Annotated in this window: 12 protein-coding genes; 1 reads left to right on the top strand and 11 read right to left on the bottom strand. The window is 41.5% G+C overall.

Going from position 1 to position 20,110, the window contains the following annotated elements; genetic code table 11:
- Positions 1-9 precede the first annotated feature (9 nt).
- Positions 10-1,284 (bottom strand): family 8 glycosyl hydrolase, encoded by a 1,275-nt coding sequence (locus QWZ17_RS05675; protein ID WP_290304061.1) that lies wholly within the window; start codon positions 1,282-1,284, stop codon positions 10-12.
- 69 nt (positions 1,285-1,353) lie between these two features.
- Positions 1,354-3,315, bottom strand: coding sequence for a family 43 glycosylhydrolase (locus tag QWZ17_RS05670; protein WP_290304060.1), 1,962 nt, complete (start codon positions 3,313-3,315; stop codon positions 1,354-1,356).
- Positions 3,316-3,949: 634 nt separating this feature from the next.
- On the opposite strand from QWZ17_RS05670, the gene QWZ17_RS05665 reads away from it, so the two are divergent.
- Positions 3,950-8,095: a hybrid sensor histidine kinase/response regulator transcription factor gene (locus QWZ17_RS05665; RefSeq protein ID WP_290304059.1), complete on the top strand. Its 4,146-nt coding sequence runs from the start codon at positions 3,950-3,952 to the stop codon at positions 8,093-8,095.
- A 147-nt stretch (positions 8,096-8,242) separates the two neighbouring features.
- Here the strand turns inward: QWZ17_RS05665 and QWZ17_RS05660 are convergent, their stop codons facing one another.
- The 9 genes from QWZ17_RS05660 to QWZ17_RS05620 all read right to left on the bottom strand — a co-directional run.
- Positions 8,243-9,583: a family 43 glycosylhydrolase gene (locus tag QWZ17_RS05660; RefSeq protein WP_290304058.1), complete on the bottom strand. Its 1,341-nt coding sequence runs from the start codon at positions 9,581-9,583 to the stop codon at positions 8,243-8,245.
- Between the two features lie 67 nt (positions 9,584-9,650).
- Positions 9,651-10,697, bottom strand: coding sequence for an alpha/beta hydrolase-fold protein (locus tag QWZ17_RS05655; RefSeq protein ID WP_290304057.1), 1,047 nt, complete (start codon positions 10,695-10,697; stop codon positions 9,651-9,653).
- A 300-nt stretch (positions 10,698-10,997) separates the two neighbouring features.
- Positions 10,998-12,575: a glycoside hydrolase family 43 protein gene (locus tag QWZ17_RS05650; protein ID WP_290304056.1), complete on the bottom strand. Its 1,578-nt coding sequence runs from the start codon at positions 12,573-12,575 to the stop codon at positions 10,998-11,000.
- A gap of 342 nt (positions 12,576-12,917) precedes the next feature.
- Entirely contained in the window at positions 12,918-14,366 is a 1,449-nt protein-coding gene (locus QWZ17_RS05645) for a family 43 glycosylhydrolase (RefSeq protein ID WP_290304054.1), read from the bottom strand.
- A 47-nt stretch (positions 14,367-14,413) separates the two neighbouring features.
- Positions 14,414-15,145: a hypothetical protein gene (locus QWZ17_RS05640; RefSeq protein ID WP_290304053.1), complete on the bottom strand. Its 732-nt coding sequence runs from the start codon at positions 15,143-15,145 to the stop codon at positions 14,414-14,416.
- 703 nt (positions 15,146-15,848) lie between these two features.
- A complete protein-coding gene (locus QWZ17_RS05635; RefSeq protein WP_290304052.1) occupies positions 15,849-16,184 on the bottom strand; it encodes an L-rhamnose mutarotase in 336 nt (111 codons plus the stop codon).
- 6 nt (positions 16,185-16,190) lie between these two features.
- On the bottom strand, positions 16,191-17,225 hold the full coding sequence (locus QWZ17_RS05630; RefSeq protein ID WP_290304051.1) for an aldo/keto reductase: 1,035 nt from the start codon (positions 17,223-17,225) through the stop codon (positions 16,191-16,193).
- Positions 17,226-17,234: 9 nt separating this feature from the next.
- Positions 17,235-18,701 carry an alpha-L-fucosidase gene (locus QWZ17_RS05625; RefSeq protein WP_290304050.1) on the bottom strand — a complete coding sequence of 489 codons (1,467 nt, stop codon included), beginning with the start codon at positions 18,699-18,701 and terminating at the stop codon, positions 17,235-17,237.
- 722 nt (positions 18,702-19,423) lie between these two features.
- Positions 19,424-20,110: alpha-L-rhamnosidase-related protein (locus QWZ17_RS05620; RefSeq protein ID WP_290304049.1), on the bottom strand; the 687-nt coding region annotated here is incomplete at its 5' end.

Genomic DNA, 20,110 nt, shown 5'->3' with positions numbered 1-20,110 from the left:
ATGAATTGGTCAATTGGTTTGTGGCTGTATAAGCTGGTATTTGCCGCTTAGATGCATCAGGCTGAATAAATATAATAAGCCGTCATAATACGGATCGAAATATCCATCTGCATAAGGTTCAAGCTTTGCATTCCAAAGAGGACGTATAAAATCGAATTTTGTATTGCCGGCTATCATAAGCGATGCCGAAGCGGAGGTAGCCACCAGTCCCAAAGAATGCCTTAACTTTTTTACTCCTCCTGCCGGAAGAATAAAGGCCGGCGTAGATCCATCTGTATTAAACTGATCCTCAAAATCATTTATTCCCTTCGATGTTAAAAAGTTTTGAAAGCGCTTCGCATAATCTTGCTGCCATTTTTTGTCTTTCCCGAACCACACGTAATCCATGGCGATATTCATTGGTACCCGCCAGGAGTCGAAACGAAAAGCCGGCTGCATTCGCCCCCAGTTGAGTGCCTTGCCATTAAAATAGGTATTATCGGGGTTAAGTGCAGTAACGGGGTCACAGGCCCTGTGTAAAAACACCCTTGCGGTGTCTGCGCAATCCCGGTAAAATTGTTCATGGCCATCTTTTGCATAAAGCGCCCATACTTCGTAAAATGCCGGCAAATGGTAAGATGGATCTGTCCATTCATATCCGCCACCTTCTGGCACAAAAGAAATTTGTTTCGCGGCAATGTTTATAAAAGGATGGACATTCGCGGCACCCTCTTTTTTCCACATGGCATCCAATATTCTCCTGGCCTCTCCATAATAATTAATGCCTGTGTTATTTCCCCACCGATTAGAGGCAAAAAGTAAGTCGGTAACATAGTATAATTCCCCATCGGATGCGGAGCCTTCTGAATTACGCTTCATTGTTTGGGGATTAATGCTCCAGGCAAAATATCCTTCACTTGGTCCGTCCTGGTGTTGAGCATATTTTTTTGACCACCGCCATATGCGGTCAAAAACATCTTTTTTGTTAAGCTGCACAGCGATCATCATACCATATGAAAGGCCCTCGGTTCTGGCATCGTGATTTTTCACATCAGATACATAGGCCATTGAATCGCCCACTTCGAAGTAAACCTTATTAGGGCCTTCAAATACATCATGGTAAGCCTTCGCCACTTTAGTGTCAATATCCTCTTTGCCATATCCGGCCTCCTGAAAAACATTGGGATAAATACCAGAAGCAAAAGCCCCCTTCCCCTGCGTTTTTTTTGAAAATTTCTTACTTTGACTATTTGCAAAAGCCGGCAGCAAAGCAACCATTATATACAATAACACTATTTTTTTCATACTTACACTGTAGTTTTATAAAGATTTTGTCTTAAAATTCTCCCTATTTTTTAATATCTAAAAGCTATCTTATTTACCGGGAAACCTTATGCTTTTGATAAAGATGCTTTGTGGAACACCCGCAGAATACCGTACAAAAACATCATGTTGCCCGGTAACATTTTTAAGTGGTTTGCTGAATGTTTTATAGTTATCGGTGCCGGTAGCGCTTATGGGTATTGTGGCTATCAATTTATCGTCCCGAAGATCATCGAGCCATATTTGAATAGCGCCCTTACGTTTTGACGACGCAATTACCTGAACGGAGGATGCCGACGAACGCCCCATTTCCACACCTGCTATCATAAACCATCCGCCATACAGGGATGTGTTGGTTACGGTTTTCCACTTCCCTTTATTTACAGTTGCTGTTCCATAGTAATTACGATACCCTGCTGCCGGCAACGGCGAAGCCCCATCTTTGCAAATAAAACAATCAAAATAGGCCGGCTTGCCCTCTGCAAATAAACCCACACTTGTCCCTACCCACGAATTAAAATTTGGTTGACCTTCATCAAGTTTAACCGCGCTAATTGGTCTGCCTAAAGCACCCCAGGTTTTTCCGTCGCCACTATAAAACCCGGTTAACTCGTGGCCATACCTTTCAAGTTTCAGCCAAACCACGTTGCCGAAGATATTCGGCGCGCTCCTACTCGCGGTATCCATGCTGAAAACAATTTTGCTGCCATTTTTGTAGCCGCTGTAAAGCCTAACCACTATTGCCTGGTTCCCGTTAGTGAGGTAAATGCCGGCTTTAGCACCATCATTAGTTGCACTCAAGTCAACCTTGGTAATTACGGAATAATAATGGTCCGTTTCTTTTTGAACAAGGTGGGTACGGTTAGAATCGGGCGTAAGCCTTATCCATCCCTTACGGCTGGTAAGGGAGTAAGAGGCAGACGCTTTTTTGGTAAGAAAATGCCAGTTCAGGCTCAACTCACTGCCGTCAAAATAATCTGTTTTTATACTCGTCCATGATATACCGGCACGTGGCAGGTGTGGCTTTAGGATAGGTATGGTAGTCGGGGCCATACCCCATGGCCTGTCGCCCTCCCAAACTACCGGATATAAAGATGTCTGGCGTCCGGTACCCGACCAATCGTCGCCATCGTATTTCTCATAGCTTTGCCCAATTGTCCACCAGGTACCATCGGCTAACTGAACGGGAGCTGAAATATGGTTAGGACGACGAAAACCTGTCTTATCATCTGTGATTGGCTTGAAAAAATCACCAAGCCTTTCCCATTTTGTAGAGTCGCCGGTTAATGTTCTTCCTTTTAAAACATATTGCCCGCCTGTAACATCGCCGGCCGGAAAGTAATAGTAATAGCCATTGTGTTTACACATTACGGGGCCCTCTGCCCAGCTATACTGTAACCTGGCGTTTACCCAGTCGAGATTTATCACGTGATCTGTCAATTGCCCGTCCGTGCCTAATGCCTGTAAACGATTAACCTTCTGGCCGTTTTTTATCACCATGTAAGGCTTTCCGTCATCATCTACAAAAATGGAGTTGTCATACCCAAGATCACCTGTTTCGGCATTTGATTTTACTTGTACAGGAACAGACCAAGGCCCTTTAGGAGAATTTGTCTTAGAGAACCACTGCCCGCCGGCCGAAAAATATATCCAGTAAGAGCCATAAAAATAGGTTATGGCTCCCTGCCAGATACCTGTTGACGGCCGGTCATTAATCCAGGCGGCTTTTGATGATGGCAGCACCCTGCTGATTACCTCCCAATGAACAAGGTCTTTGGAGTGATAAACGGCCAGATAAGGGTTAAAGTGAAAGGAAGAACCGCAGTGATAAAAATCATCTCCCACTTTTAGCAAGGTGGGGTCTGGGTGGTCGCCAGGTAATACCGGGTTCACGTAGGTGTTTACTGTTTGATAGAACAAGGAAGAATCAGGCTTTTTTTCCTGACCCTTTACCAATAAAACAGCGAGCGTAAATAGGACTATAAGGCCCGTAAACCGGGTGAGTTTATTCATAATATTTAGATGTTAGCATTTCAGATATTTTACTCATAGATAGTGTAGGGCCTTATTGCAATCGGTGCAAATTCACATAATGGGTTAAGTGCAGTTGATAGTTTTATTGGTCTTATAATTTAAAATCATCAAAATGATAAAACCCACAAGCGTGCAATCATTTTTTGAACAAAAGTATTTTGAAAACAGAGCCTGATGTGCCACAAATGTTGAAGAAATCAACACTTTGGTTGAAATTAGGTGGTTTTTAGCCGTAAGATGTAGTAATTAGGTAAGGAACTCTTATTAAATTATACTACCATTTTAACACTGTAGATTAATTGTTTATGCTACCGGCATATTTCAATTATGATAATGCGGTTATAGCCCTCAAGTTATAAAGTTAACCGCCCTTTACACAAGTGTCTGAAATCATAAAACATTTACGTTACATAACGTAAATAAGAATTTGATGAAGAATTTTTTTTATTTACGCAATCGATTGCTTTTTATAAATTTATAGTTTAGATTTACGTTGTACGATTTTAGCAGATGCTCGAAATAGTACCATTATAAACCACACGTTTTCTGCAATATATTCATTAATACCCTCATCTGCCATAAAGCGGGATGACTGTATATTTAAAAAAAAGCAATGACATCCGCCATACCACACCTATTATATAAGCGAACCGCAGTTAACCGTTTGTTTTTAATTGTACTAATGGTATCGCTTGGTATCAATATCCAATGCCGCGGGCAAGCTATACGATTTACCGTAATGACATCGCACGATGGTTTGCTCTCAAATACTATAAATGCGATACTCAAAGATCACTACGGATTTTTGTGGTTTGCTACAGCCGACGGGCTTGACAGATTTGATGGGATGGAACATAAGCCTTATCGCTTTGATCCAGCAGACAAATCAGGTTACCGCTCCAAAGAGGTAACAAGCATATATGAAGATCAGGCAGGGCAGTTGTGGGTAGCTACTTTAGGGGGCGGACTGTATTACCTTGATCGCTCCCTTGATCGTTTTAAAACCTACCCGGAGAGTCCCTCCTATCGAAATCTTGCAAACAGCTATATAAAGTCTATTTACGGTGATGCTCATGGACGTATCTGGATTGGTATGATAGGAGGCTTATGCGTACTTGATCCTAAAACAAAACAGGAAATATATTATCAAACCGACAATAATAAACAAGGGCAGCTTCACTCAGGAATCATATTGTCTATCTTTCGGGATAGCCAGAACAGGATGTGGATTGGCACGGATAAGGGCCTCTATCTTTATGATGAAAAATCAAACAACTTTATAGCCTTTCGGCATGAAAACAACAATCTGTCAAGCATTCCCAATGAGGGAATAAATACCATAGCCGAATGCCAGCACAGGCTGTGGATAGGAACTAATAATGGACTAAGTTGCTTATCGCCGGATTTAAAAACATTTAAAAATTTCAAATACAATCCCAATGATGATAGCACAATTAGCGGCAACCTCATTTACAGCATAGCCGCCAATGGTGATAAAATTTGGGTAGGCACCGAAGGCGGTTTAAATATTTTAGATCCGGTATCGGGAAAGGTAAAGCGCTACAATCATGACGACCGGGATAAATTCAGCATCAGCAGCAAATCTATCCGTTGTATCTATAACGATCCCGATGGTATTTATTGGCTTGGCACTTACCAGGGTGGTGTGGACAAATACGACAAAAATCTTACCTTATTTAACTCAAAGCAAAATAATGCCTTTGATCCCGCAGGTTTAAGCGCCCCTTTCGTTTCATCATTCGCGGAAACCAGGGACGGCGATTTGTTTGTAGGTACGGATGGCGGAGGCTTAAACCTACTTCACAGCAAAAGCGGTTTGTTCAGCCATATCGCCATAAAATCCAAAGCAAAAAATAATTCAGCGGGTTTGCCAATATTAAGTATGATGCTTGATGGTAACCAACAGCTTTGGATAGGCACTTTTCAGGACGGCCTGTTTATTTATGATACAAAAACCGGTGGATACAAACAATTAAATGCCGGGAAAGGTGATGAGCAGATAAACCACAACGAAATATTTTGCCTCAAAGAAAGCAGCAAAGGAAAAATATGGATAGGGACCAACGGCGGCGGCGTCAACGTTTATGACCCCGGTAAAAAAACCTTCTTTAAATACGTATCAACTGCTGCTTCTGCCGGGGAGAGCCTGTTGCCTGTTAATGGTTTTATCAGGGCTATTGAAGAGGACCATGAAGGAAATATTTGGATTGGTACTTATGGCAGTGGAATAGCTGTATTAAACCCCGCTACTCAAAAGTTTAAAGTATATAATAATAAGAGTACAGGGATGGCGATAGATCGTACTTTTTCACTTTTACAGGATGATCATAGCGGCAACATGTGGATTGGCACCGCCGGGGATGGCTTATATTGCTTTAATTCCGGGCAAAAAAAAATCATTAATTACGCTGCGCCAGATGAACTGACAGATGGTGTAGTTCACAAAATTCTTGAGGATTACAGCGGTAATATTTGGCTGAGTACGGATAAAGGCATATGTACACTTAACAAAACATCTAAAAAGTTCACTCACTATAATGCCTGCAACGGCCTGCAAAACGATGCGTTTATAGATGGATCGGGTATCCGCACAAAGAAAGGAGTGCTGTTTTTTGGCGGGGCTAAGGGCTTTAACTATATTGATCCGCAGCAGGAAGTAAAACATAACGATAACGCCCCCCCTGTATTTTTAACTACACTTAAGGTAAATAACAACACTGTATTATCAGGGAATCACTCGCCGCTTAAACAGGATATTTCGGTAGCAAAGCAAATTGACCTTGATTATAAGGAAAACTTTTCAATCAGTTATTCAGCAATTAATTTCACACTTCCCCAGCAAAACAGGTATGCCTACATTCTTAAATCGTTCAACAAAAGCTGGAATTACGTAGGTTCGGCTACTACGGCGTACTATACCAATTTAGATCCTGGCGAGTATGTGTTTATGGTTAAGGCTTGCAACAACGATGGGATATGGAACAATGCCGGCACGCAAATTCGCATCGTTATCCATCCACCCATATGGATGACCTGGTATGCTTACCTGCTATATGTGTTGATTGCTTCGGGCGCGCTTCTGCTTATCCGCCACAGAGGTATAAAAAAACTGAAAGGGAAATTGGCATTGGAGCAGGAAAGAAAAGAAGCCGAACGCCTGCACGAACTTGATATGCTTAAGATTAAGTTTCTTACCAACCTAAGTCACGAGTTCCGCACGCCAATTTCGTTGATCATGGCACCTGCGGATAAACTATTATCAGAAACTAAGGATGAACAAACTACAGGCCAGTTGGCAGTTATACGACGGAATGCGCGGAGGTTGTTGAATCTGGTAAATCAACTTTTAGATTTTCGCAAATTAGAAGAACAAGAACTGAAGCTTTGCCTTGCCGAGGGGGAGATAATTTCATTTATAAGTGATGTTGCGGATTCTTTTCATGACCTGTCCGAATCCAGAGGCATCACCTTCAATTTTAACGCTCCAAAGGAAAAAATGTTTGTACGCTATGATCACGATAAAGTGGAGCGTATTTTATTTAACCTGCTCTCCAACGCCTTTAAATTTACCTTGCCCGGTGGAAAGGTTTCAGTTTACATAACTCTGCGTCCCACATCTGAAACAGATAAAACCGTATTAGAAATTAAAATAAGCGACACCGGCATTGGTATTGAACCGGATAGAAAAGATTTAATTTTCAAACGGTTTTACCAGGCAGAAGATATGAATACAGGAAACATAAACCCAGGAAGCGGAATTGGCCTTTCAATAACAAAAGAGTTTGTTGAAATGCATGGCGGCAGTATCACTGTTGAAAGTGAATTAGGAAAAGGAGCCGACTTCTGTGTATTAATTCCCCTGGAAGTTTTTGCCACTTCGTCAATTGAAGTTAAGCCGCCGATTAAAACAGATGTTGAAGATAAAGATTTACGCATAAAGAAAAATAATGTGCACGCAATTACAGATATGCCGGTATTGCTTATTGTAGAAGATAATGATGAGTTTCGCTATTATATTAAGGACAATTTAATAACCCAATATAAAATTGTTGAGGCTTCAAATGGTATAGAGGGTTGGGATAAGGCTCTTTCATGCCATCCTGATTTAATCATTAGCGATATAACCATGCCATTTATGAATGGTATTACGCTGAGCAGGAAAATAAAAGCTGATAAGCGTACCAGCCACATTCCGTTTATAATGCTCACCGCCTGCACGCGCGAAGATGAGCAGCTTAGGGGGCTTGAATCGGGAGCAAACGATTATTTGACCAAGCCATTTAATTTTGAAATTTTAAATATCAAAATTAAAAACTTATTACAACTCAATGCAATGCTTAAAAACACCTACAAAAAACAATTAAAAGTTATACACCCTGATATAGATGTTACATCGAGCGGAGAAATATTTTTAAATAAGGTGGTTAATTACATAGATAACAACTTAAATAATCCCAAATTTTCTGTTGTTGATCTTAGCGAACATTTGTCGATGAGCCGGGGGGCGCTTTACACAAAAATATTTGAGCTTACGGGTCTTCCTCCTGTTGAATTTATCCGCTCATATAAACTTGACCGGGCGGCTATATTGCTGTTAAAAAGTGATCTTACCGTTACGCAAATAGCCTATGAAGCGGGGTTTGCTACGCCTCATTATTTTTCCCGGTCGTTTAGGGAAAAATTTAATATGCTTCCATCCGATTACAGAAAAGTAGAGAATAACAGTGTGCTGGTATAAAAACAAGACTTGTATATTGTATCCCCCTTAAAAAACGAGAGCCGCTTGTTTATATATTTGCTCAAACCTGGTTTACAACTTGTATACAGGTTTACACCAATGGTTTTAAATCCAGGTAGCTTTATCCGGCAATGCGATATATAAGTTTTATTTAAAGCTTACCCAGTCCGCTTCTACCCGCCCCTCGCCTGTTAGTTGTACAGTAAGATTCCTGACGCCGCCAGGCATCGATACAAGTGCATTTTTTACAATGCTCCAGTTATTCCCTTTTGGTATAATAAGTTTTGCTATAACCTTACCAGGTTTGCCATCGATACTTACCAATAGAACCCCTCCGGTTACCGAACGAATTTTTGCGCTAATGTGCCCCGCTGTTTTTTTACCAAAAAAAACACTGCTATATTTCACCCACGCATCGGTTTTATTAAAAATAGTTTCCCAACCCTCGAATTTGTTTAGCGTGTCAAGAAATGCTATCTCTACGCCATCCGCGCTTTTAGCACTAAACCTGTCTATCTGTATTTTTTCTGATGAGGCAGTTATACCAACGCCACGCAATGTTGGAGTAATCTTGCGAATAGTGCCATCTTCGTTAAAAAACAAGCTATCGGCCCTTACCGAGCGGTTTTTATCAAAGTTTGGAGACAAATCGTCGTTATGATAAAATAAGTACCATTGATTTTTAAATTCGATGACCGACTGGTGGTTTGTCCAGCAGCCCGAAGTTGATTCGTCCATAAGCACCCCGGCATATTTAAAGGGCCCGAGAGGATTATCTGACGTGGCGTATTCAAGTCGCTCTATTTTATCGGCTACATGGGGATAGGTCATATAGTAAATACCTTTTCTTTCAAATAAATAAGGTCCTTCTTTCAAGCCCTTATCCGGAAAACCTTCAAGTTTTACCGGCTCTGATGCCAGTTCAAGCATATTCGTTTTCAGTTTGGCACCGTAAAGGTTTCCCTGCGCCCAATAAATATACGCCTGTCCGTCCTTATCAATTTGTACATTCGGATCAATGCCATGAATCCCGGCTATAGGCAAGGGTTGTGGAACAAAGGGCCCATAAGGTTTATTGGCTATTGCCACACCTACTGAAAACCCTTTTGGGCCACCGGATTTTGCAGGAGCAGGGAAATAAAAATAGTATTTTCCGGCCCGTTCAATACAATCAGGTGCCCACATACTATAAGCGGCAGAGTCGGCCCAGGGTACCGTATTTTGGCTAACGATTACACCGTGATCGATCCAATCGGTTAGGTTAAGCGATGAGAACACGTGGTAATCTTGCATACAAAACCATCCGGCCCGGCCATGCCCCGGTGTTGCCGGAATGTCGTGTGACGGATAAAGGTATACCTTTCCATTAAAAACACGTACCGAAGGATCGGCGGTAAATTGGTTTTGAATAAGCGGGTTTTGTGCCATTAAACTATTGAACCATAAAATAGATACAATTAGCGATAAGCATTTCTTAAAATCCGTCATTATTTGTAGTTTATTATCTTGTTCTTTAAATAGATTCATTTACTTCTCATCAACTTTTGGCGTTGTATTATTTGAATAAAAGCGGGGCAAAAGTGTAAAGGTTATTCCTCCAAACGGGCCAGGTGTGGCCTCCGGGGTACTCATAATAGGTATGGCGTATTTTTAGTTCATCCAGTTTGGCCAGCATAATCTGGCCGTTTTTGTAGGCTATATCCTCTTTCCCGCCCTCCGATAACCAAAACAATTTCAGATTACTGTTAATCTTTGCACTGTTTTGCCGCATGTATTCATACTGCCGGTTCGCTATATTGTTTTGGATGGGTAAAATCCAGCCAGAACTAAATACCCCCAGGTACGCGAAAGAATGGGTATTATATATGCCGGTGTAAAACGTATTAATCCCGCCCATAGACAAACCTGCCAGCGCACGGTACTCATTTTTATTTTTAACCCTGTAGTTTTTTTCGATGAAAGGAATGATACATTGTTGTATTTCTGTCTCAAATGCCCTAAGCCCGTCTTCGCCAAACGCACCCGCACCCAAATTGGCATCGGGCATTACAACCAGCATTGGCCTTGCCTTGTTTTCTGCGATAAGATTATCCATAATCATATCCGTTTTTCCCTGGATAGCCCAACCGCGTTGATCTTCGCCGCCGCCATGCAAAATATAAAGAACAGGGTATTTGTCGTCCGTGTTGGCGTCATAACCGGGCGGGGTATAAATGTAAACCTGCCGCCAGGAATTAGTGACCAGCGAATAATATTTTTTTATCCGTATGTCGCCGTGGGGTACGTCTTTTTCCGCGTAATAATCACCTTTCGCAAAAGGGATTTCTATGCCACTGGCCATACGCCCCATGCCATAGAAACTTTCGCTTGCAGGATCTGCTGTTGCCACGCCATCAATCAAAAGCGAGTAATAATGAAAACCCTCACCTATTGAATCAGTGGTGGTACTCCAAAAACCGTCGTCGCTCTTTATCAAATCATATTTTTTCCCTAATTCTATTTGCACCTTTTGGGCATCAGGTGCTTTTAATTTGAACACCACATGATGATTAGACAAAATAAGTGGAAACTGCGCGCCCCTGATATTTGTGGCAGCAGGCATACCACCGGAAATATCAGGCTCCGAACTTTTGTTGTCTTGTGACCTGGCTTGATGGCAGAAAAGTAATAAAAGGCAAAAAAGGGGTATTAAGTTTCTCATAGTTTTTATTTTAAAATCATTTAAAAAATACTACCATCCCAATTATAAGCTTGTTACACTAAGGATACTGTGCTGCAAGGTAAATTGATTATCAATTTCACAGTAGCACTGATTAATGCAATTGCAACACTGTTGTTTAAAATCAGATAAAATAAGATGTTTTGTTTAGTATGAAAACCATGCCTGTTTTAAACAAACAAATTAATGTGGGGTGACAATCTTATCGGCTAATCGAAAATAATCGAAGTCGGCATAACCTCCGGTAATTTTTGTGGCATAATTAAACAAACCAAACCTGTAGCCCATAAAATGTGGAATAGTATAAGCCATTTGAAGCACGCCACCAATTGCTATCCAATTACAGCCGTCGAGGCTATAATAAAAATACGCTTTGTCGGCCCTGTCCTTGAAATCACACGCTGCCTTTAAATACACCCGGTTTTGGAATAAGGGAATACTTGCCGACTCTGTTGACGAACCGCCCTTTGCATTTACCATAACGATAAACTTATTCCCGTTTTCGACCTTCACGCCTACCCACCCCAATTTTTGCTGCAACAATGCCAGGCCGGCATGATCGCCGTCTTTAAGGCCAGAAACATCAAGCGCCGTTATAGCCGAACACTCCGGGCCGAACGTGCGTTGTGTAAGCGTATTTCTTGCCGTAATTAAAGTAGTATCAAGCCTGCCGGTAGTTAGCCTAAGATATCCTTTACGCTGCCTTACAGACCATAATTGGTTAACCGGGTTATGGTTCCATTGCCAAACCAGCGGCAAATCGCGCTCACCATGCCTGCGGTTAAATTCATCCGACGAAATTATGCCTGGCATTAATGATTTATTTGCAGGTAGTGCAACGGTATCGGGGGCCCGATGATTTATACCCAATAAGGGCCAGCCATCTTCCCACTTTACCGGAATCATGTAAGGTACACGGCCTACCGAACCAAAATCGCGGAAAAGATATGCAAACCATTCGCCGCCTGGCGTATTTATCAAGCCTCCCTGGGCTACACCTTTGTCTTGCAATGCCAAACGGCCTTCGTACGGACCTGTAATGTGATCTGCCCGATGAATAAGAACGCTTCGCATTCCACCACGTGGCCATGAAATATTGAACAAGTAATATTTACCCTTAATTTTAAACATCTGAGACCCCTCTGCCGGCAAACCCAAATTTGGCCCTGCTGCAAGGCTGGCATTCTCTATCAGCACCTGTGGCTTTTTATCGGGGTTTATCCCGGAAAGATCATCCTTCAATTGCGCTAACATAATGCGCCCACTTCCGTAAATCATATAAACTTTACCATCATCGTCAAAAAACAAGGAATGATCATGCAGGCTTGGTTTAAACGAGATAGCCCTCCAGGGGCCTTTTTCAATATTATGAGTAGTATAAATATATGTTTTGCCTGTATTGCCGGCAAACGTAGATACATAGTATGCGCCTTTATGATAGCGCAGGCTGCTTGCCCAAGAACCTCGCCCATAACTATTTTGCCCATTATTTAGATTCAAATCATCGGTATCATCCAACATATCGTACGCATAGCTAACAATTTTCCAATTAACCAAATCCTTGGATTTCATTATCGGCACGCCCGGACTCATATGCATAGTAGTGCTGCTCATGTAATAGGTACTGCCTACCCTGATTATTGAAATATCGGGCACATCTGCATACATAATGGGATTATGAGCCGTTTGTGCCAAAGACGCGGTTAAGCTCATTAAAAAAAATACCGGTGCCCAAAAAAGGTTAATAAATGTTTTATTCATAGTAGATTTTTCTCTGTTATAAAAATGGCTATTTCTGTTTACAAAGCAATAACTGCACTCTTATCACATGATAGCTTACCTGAATATTTTGTGACTGGAATACATGTTAAAAAAACACGCTTAATTGCTTAACCGCAATTAAGCGCACTTAAAATATATTAACACTACAAGACCGACCGGTTTTTAAACAACAGCGGTACAAGCTCTTTCAGGTTGCTTTGACTTTTTCCTGATTATATTTATTTAAAACACAACCAATAAAAACAAAGAGGATATTGAAAACTTTACTCAATAGCATTATCAGTCATAAACAAAACTTTTTAGGGGAGTGGGCTTAATAAATTAATGAACTCTAAAATTCCACTTGGAATTATCACTATTCATATCAAACCTGGCGAGCGTTGGTGTGCTGTCGCCAGATGACACCAAAGCTAACGGCTCTTTCGAGTTTGGAACCACCTTTGGCATAATCCTATAAGTTCCGTCAATAAGCTGATCGATTCGCCATAATTGCTCGGGTGCGGCAGTAAACGCAGGAACGGTAATAAGCTCGCCGTCAGCAGTTGCCGCCAAAGCACGGTCTGTACCGGCAATTACAATTTTATAATACGGGCCACCCAGATATCCGCCTGCGCCTGGCACTTGCAAAATTGACCATTTTTGATGCGGACGAAACATATAATCGTTCATTCTTACACCAATGTTTCCTGTCGGCCAGCTTTTAATTACATCTGCTAATTCCTGGGATGGAACAGGTTTTACAGGTTCATCGTTATTGCGGCTAAATCGCATCCCGCCCGGCATTCTTGTAAAATCAACCCTCAACTCCAGGGCGTATCCCCTTCGTTCAGACTCAATTTCATAAATTCCATCTTTAAATACATCTCCGGCAACGGGCCATCCATCTTTCCATAATAACGAGCGGATGCCTAACACACTACGGCCACTTTGATCTAAATCTGCCTCGTAGTGGCAAGACATTTTTTCAACACCCTTATCAACTATTATACGGCCAAAATGGCCTGGCCCAATCAGCCTGTCGCCGGCTGCAACTACCATTTTGCCACCTCCCTTCAACATGCCTCTTCCCATGTTATCTATATACGGGCCGGTTACCTTCCGGGAGCGCCCAACAACAATATTATAGGTTGAATTTGGGCCATCACAGCATGTTCCGTGCGTACCAAGCAAATAATACCATCCATCTTTGTATAACAGATCTGTGGCCTCGCAATCGATGGCTATATTTAATGCTTTATTACCCTCCACACGCCTACCTGTTTTGGGGTCAAGCTCCACCAGGCGGATATACCCGAAATAGGTACCATAGGATAACCACAACCTTCCATCAGTGGGGTCCATAAGAAGCCCTGGATCTATAGCATCGTTATCCTCTATGCCATCGGATGACGCAACCACCACAGCCTCTGAATATTTAAAATCCGGCGATTTCGGATCGAGCGATTTATTCCACATGGTTAGTATTTTCCCATTATGACCGCCGGCCAGGCCGCCACCAGTAGCACCATAAACAATAAGGTAGCGATTTCCAATCTTTAGCACATCAGGGGCAGCCCCTCCGCCGGGCCGCTCTGCTCCACCATTCCATGTCCAACCATCTTCGGATATTAATCCGCCTCCAAACGTCCCGAATGTGTAATACTTTCCATCGCATTCGGCAATAGTGGAGGGATCGTGTATAAACGGTTTACCAATTTGCGCTGTCGCTTTTCCGGCCAACAGCCATAAAAACAGCACTATATTACTTATTACCTTAACTGTTAAATTCATATTAACTTAATTACTATACAAATTCAATACTACGCAGGATGATTATTTTATTGTAAACTGATACCAAGGTCTTTTATTGGTTTGCCCTGATCATCCAGTAGGCGGACACAAAAATCACTTAGTCCGGGCCCGTTAATTACCGCTCCCCGTATTATATTTTTTCCTTTATTAAGTGTCACCCTGGCCGAGACACAATCATCCATTACCATGCGTCTATCGCCATCAAGTACTATCGCTTCTTTTCCGTTTAGCCACCACGTTGATCCACCGTTTGATCCTACGGCCAATCGCACGTTTTTTATTTCACGCGGACTGTTTACTACCGTTACTGCCCAAAACAATACGGCATATGTCTGTTTTTTTAACCCATAAGCAAACCGAAATAATTTGACGTTGAAATTGGGGCTTTCCAATGCATGCCATAACAGTTGCTGCTCTCCAACTTTTACTTTTTCTCCATCCTTTGGAATAACAGTAAACTGGTTGGGAAAATATTCGGTTTCAAATTGTGTTTGCAGATAGTTATCTGTAAATACAAGATTGCTCCGTATTGATTTATTAATGGGTTCTAAAAGCAACCAACGCTGAATAAATCCATCAGCGTCTGGCATTTTTTTTAATGCCGTTGCCGGCGTAAAAAATGGCTTTAGGCTTCGTAAGGTATCATTTGACGTGATGATATCTACCTTGCCTGAAGCTGCAGACTGTCCTTGTGATCTAAATGCTGCAAAAATTATAAAACCCGTCGCCAGCAATGATGCACTCCGTTTAATATTCATAGTAGCTACTTTAACTTAAATCTATTTTGATAAATAAAAAATTGCCGAAAACACATCGAAGTGGTGGCCTGTTGAGGTTTTACATAGAAATTATTTTTCTACGAGACATCGGCAACCTAACACTCTCACCTCCTATTAATGATACTTTACGTTAACATTAAAATATTTCTCCATTTTTAAAAAACGGCTCATAAATTATTGACCCAAAACTATACCTTCAAAAAAGGACATCATCACACTATTCAGCAATAAAAGTCAACTTTTGTTAATCAATACAACATAAAGCACAGGTTTATGAAGGATTTTGCCATGATTTGTTTAGGCATTGGCCGTGACGCTTTTAATTGTGTAATTAAATTTTAGTTAAATTATCATTGGGAATGTTATATCACAGCAAAGTGTTAACGTTGTAGCTGGCTCGCGCAACGCGGAAGATATCGATTTTGGGATTCAACCCCTGTACTGTGTGACGCCTCAATCCGAATTCCGTAAATCAATGCCTTATTTAGCCGTATTGTACGAAATGCTGAATAAACTGATATTGCTGTAGGATGTAAAAGGCGTATCGTGTAGCATACCACGATATTCAAATTGGGACAATGAGATGGAAGAAACAGAAATTGGGCTTTAAATTGTTTCAATATCCTTTGGATCAACAATACTCAAAGGCTCCAAGACCTGTACAGGTTAATACGCTCATCATTTATAATTGAAATATTTTATCCATTAGCAGCCATTTGTCGCCGGCCTTTGCCCAGGGTAAGGGTTGCTGAAATTTCCACATCAAAGTTTCCCACTCCTGCACTTTTGGATTGGCAGCGTCGGCCGCCGCTTTTGAGTTTGCCGAATATGACTCCGTGGTTTCCATAATCATAAATAACCGGTTACCGGTACGGTATATTTCCATATTAGTTATACCTGCCCCGGTAATACTCTCTATTATTTCGGGCCAGGCATTTTCACGGCGGTGCCAATCCTCATATTCGGCAATAAGTTGTGGATCATTTTTCAAATCGAGCGCAAAACAATACTTACTCATCATCAATTATATTTTGTTTAGTAGTAAAGGCAAATAATCAGCATCAATTAATCCCTTTTCACTCAACTCAATCCAAAAATCTGCAGGGATTTCAGCTTCGGCTAAGGCTATGTTTTGTTTTACCCTATCGGGATTGGTAGTATTCAGCGCTATGCTGATTACACCGGGAGCGCTCAACCCAAACAAAACGCAGGCAGCTACTGGCTTAATGTTAAACTGATTACAGATCATATTAAATTGATTACGCCAGGCAAACAATGCTTTGCCTTCATGAGTTTCCGGAGTTACGCGGCGGTAATTATAAAAATCGCCACCCGTTAAAAATCCGGCATTAAATACTGCCGAGTTAATAATGGCTGTCCCCTTAACCTGCATCTTTTGCATAAACTCAATCAAACCGGCCGGGTGGCTATGTAAGGTCATGCTGTTGGCTATCATTATCCAATCCAGCTCTACATCAGCCGCAAGTCTTTGAATAACCTTCCAATTTTTTGCACCAACGCCAATTGCTTTTACATGGCCGCTGCTTTTCAAATCGGCTAAAGCCTGGTAGGCTGCAAGGATATCTTCATAACGCCTGGCCTTATCATCTTCATCTATTGCTGCGGCAAGATACTCGTCGGGATCATGTACAGATACCAATGACGTGTTGTACCCCTTCAGCAAATCGTTACCCTGTTCGTAGCATTTAAGTATCCCTTCATAACTGATGGACTGTACAGCATCATGTTTAAGGTTTTTCCATACGCCGGGTTCAAAAGTGGGCTCGGCGGTGGTAAGTTTTGTTCGCAGCCAACCCAGTTTGTTACTTATCAAAACATTATCCTTGTGCACACCCAACAGTTTTAATTGCTCCCCTAAAGATTGCAGTGCCAAACCAGCTCCATATTTCCCGGCAGAATCAAACACAACCGGCGAAGCCGAATGTTCAACACTTTGTTTTACAATATGATACTTGGTGCTATCACTCAAAGCCTCATATAAATTTCCGAGACCACTGGTGCCGAATATAACTTTAGGTAAATCAATTTTTTGCTTCATTTTACCCGGCTATTTGAGCTCTACTTTTAAGCCCCTTACCCTCCAGGCCGATGCGTCTTTTGGACAGGTAATGATCAAAGCATCATCCTCCTGCCTCCATTGCAATTTGGCATCACTGCCCAGTAATTTTACTCCCGCTATCGTTTTATTATTAATTTTTGATTTTTTACCAAGTGAAGTAATACGGATATCGCTTTGCGGCTTATCCATACAAAAAGCATATAAAACATTCCCTTTGGTGGTAAAACGTATATCTGTAGCCTGGTAAGCATGCGTATCGCTCAACCCGCCAAATGTGCCTTTTGCCTGGTTAGCTTTAATTGTTGAAGGCCCTTCGCCATAAATTTTCCAGGGACGGGTACCATATATTCCTTCGCCATTTACAGGCATCCAGGCCGCAATTTCTTCAACAATATTTAACACATCCGGTTCCAAATCACCTTCGGGAGTCTGTACAACATTAATCAGCAGGTTGCCGTTTTTACTAACAATGTCCAACAACATCTGAATAACCTCGGTACCGGTTTTATACTTTTGACCGGTACGATAATACCAATCGCCAATTGATGTATCTGTTTGCCATGGGTAAGGACTTATTGAATCAAGTACACCACGCTCTACATCCTGCGCCCATTTGCCTTCTGATGCTTCTTTGCAATTGTATACCGCTGTTGGTTGGCCGTTATGGAATGCTATGTTGCCATTATAAAAATTAGCCAGCATGCTGCGCCCTACCTCGTCAAATGGTAGTTTGCTATCAGAATAAAGTAAATCGGGATGATAAGTATCTACCAGTTCCTTTACATCATTATACCATTCTTTCATCCATTCGGGGTTAGTAGTTAACCAGCCATTATCGCCAGGGGCGGCTTTAGTATGATACAGATCGGCGTATTGAGGGTCTGCACCATCATAAGGAACACCTTTGTAAGGGCCGGCGGTATCGGCACGGTGCGCCGATTGATACCAGGTGTAGCTGGCCGCCAAATGCTCGGATACGCCAAATTTAAGACCTTCGTTTTTAGCCGCTTTTTGCCACAACCCTACCACATCTTTATGCGGCCCCATATTTACCGAGTTCCACCGGTGAATTTTTGAATTCCATAAAAAGAAATTATCATGATGACTTCCCATACTTACAAAATATTTTGCGCCGGCTCGCTTATACAAAGCCATTAGCTTTTCGGGATTCCATTTTTCAGCTTTCCATAGGGGGATAATATCTTTATAGCCAAATTTTGAAGGCGTGCCATAGTTTGCCACATGATATATATTTTGCCTACTCCCCTCTTCATACATATTCCGGGCATACCAATCGCCCTGTCGCGGAACAGCCTGCGGCCCCCAATGCGCCCATATGCCAAATTTGGCGTCTCTAAACCATTCCGGGTATTTATACTGTTTCAGCGATTCATCCGTTGGCTTAAATGGCCCGTTGTTAATGGGCATCTGCTGGGCACCCGCATACGTTTTCATTAAACAAACTGTGGCAGCCGTAAAAAAAACTCTTAATAATTTATGCTTCATTTTTTTAACTATTTGATTTGTAACAAACCAGAGAAATTTATTTTTCAGGACTATGTTTAGCTGCATTTTATGCCTTGATTCCGAATAAGGCAATTACAGCATATGCAACAACCGTTTTTGATACCGCGACTCGATAACCTATATTTTCTGTTAAAACTTTACATTAAATACTTTGCAAATAAGAGTATTGAAAATCATCTTATTGGGCTATCATATAAATCCACATCTTTATGTGTCCTTTAAATGCTTGTGCCGTATGTAATTAATTGGTTAAACAATTGCAGTTTCTGATTATACAATTGATATTTCAAAAGTAGGTGAAAGGGATAGTCAGGTGTTTGATCTAAACAGCTTTTTCTTTATACAAATCCGACTTTATTTCTGCTTGGATGTTGGTCAATCTATTTAATTTCTAATATTGCAAGTGAATTAAACAGTTGTTCTATCAAGTCAATAACAGGGATAGCTCCCGGCAGTTATAAAAAACAAATAGAAATGAGCTTTTTAATACCATTAAAGCCCGAATAATTCTTCAATCAAGACTCGGTAGGTGCACTTTTTAATTTGATTTAAAAAACGATGTATGTTTTTTAATGCACTTTTTTCAACTTTCTATTATACAATATATTAACATCGCTTTATTGCTACACAAGCTGTTTATTAACTGACAGCTAATCATCTACAGCAAAAACATACTTCCCCGATCCTGCTTTTAACACAGCTTTGCCACCTTTTAATTTTATAAATTTGATGTTGGTGTTTAATCTTACATTTTTTCCCGACTCGGTAATTACACTGCCCGCTTTAGCCGGCAAATAAATTGTAGATTGGGTATTTGGGGGTATAACTGTTTTCATCACAAACGTTTTGCCTGTTTTTGTCCATTCGTTGGCAATGGTGCCGTAAGGAGATAAAAATGTCACTTTTGCGCTGTTTACATCACCTACGGTTTCGGGCCTGATGATGATATTCTTAAACGCCGTTGAGTTTGTATCACAGGCAATACCGCCTAAACCGCTATAAAACCATTCCATTAAATGCCCCAGCATAAAATGGTTATTTGACGATATCCGGTTACCTTGCCATGAGTCGGTAAGCGAAGTAGCGCCCTGCGCTATCTGATAGCCATATCCCGGCACATCAGATCTGTTGTTCATGTCAAAGATCACATCTGACCGACCTGCTTCATCCAATACCCGTAACAGGTATCTGTATCCTATATCTCCGGCGGTAATTCCGTTATTGTGGCTCCGGATATCGGCAATCAGGTTGGCCAATACTTTAGGCTTATCGGCAGCATCTACCAAACCCATATAAATAGATATGGCATTTGCAGCCTGGCTGCCGGTACCATACTG

The organism is Mucilaginibacter flavus (genome assembly GCF_030409315.1).
Taxonomy (GTDB): Bacteria; Bacteroidota; Bacteroidia; order Sphingobacteriales; family Sphingobacteriaceae; genus Mucilaginibacter; species Mucilaginibacter flavus.
This window is presented reverse-complemented; position numbering and strand designations above follow the sequence as displayed.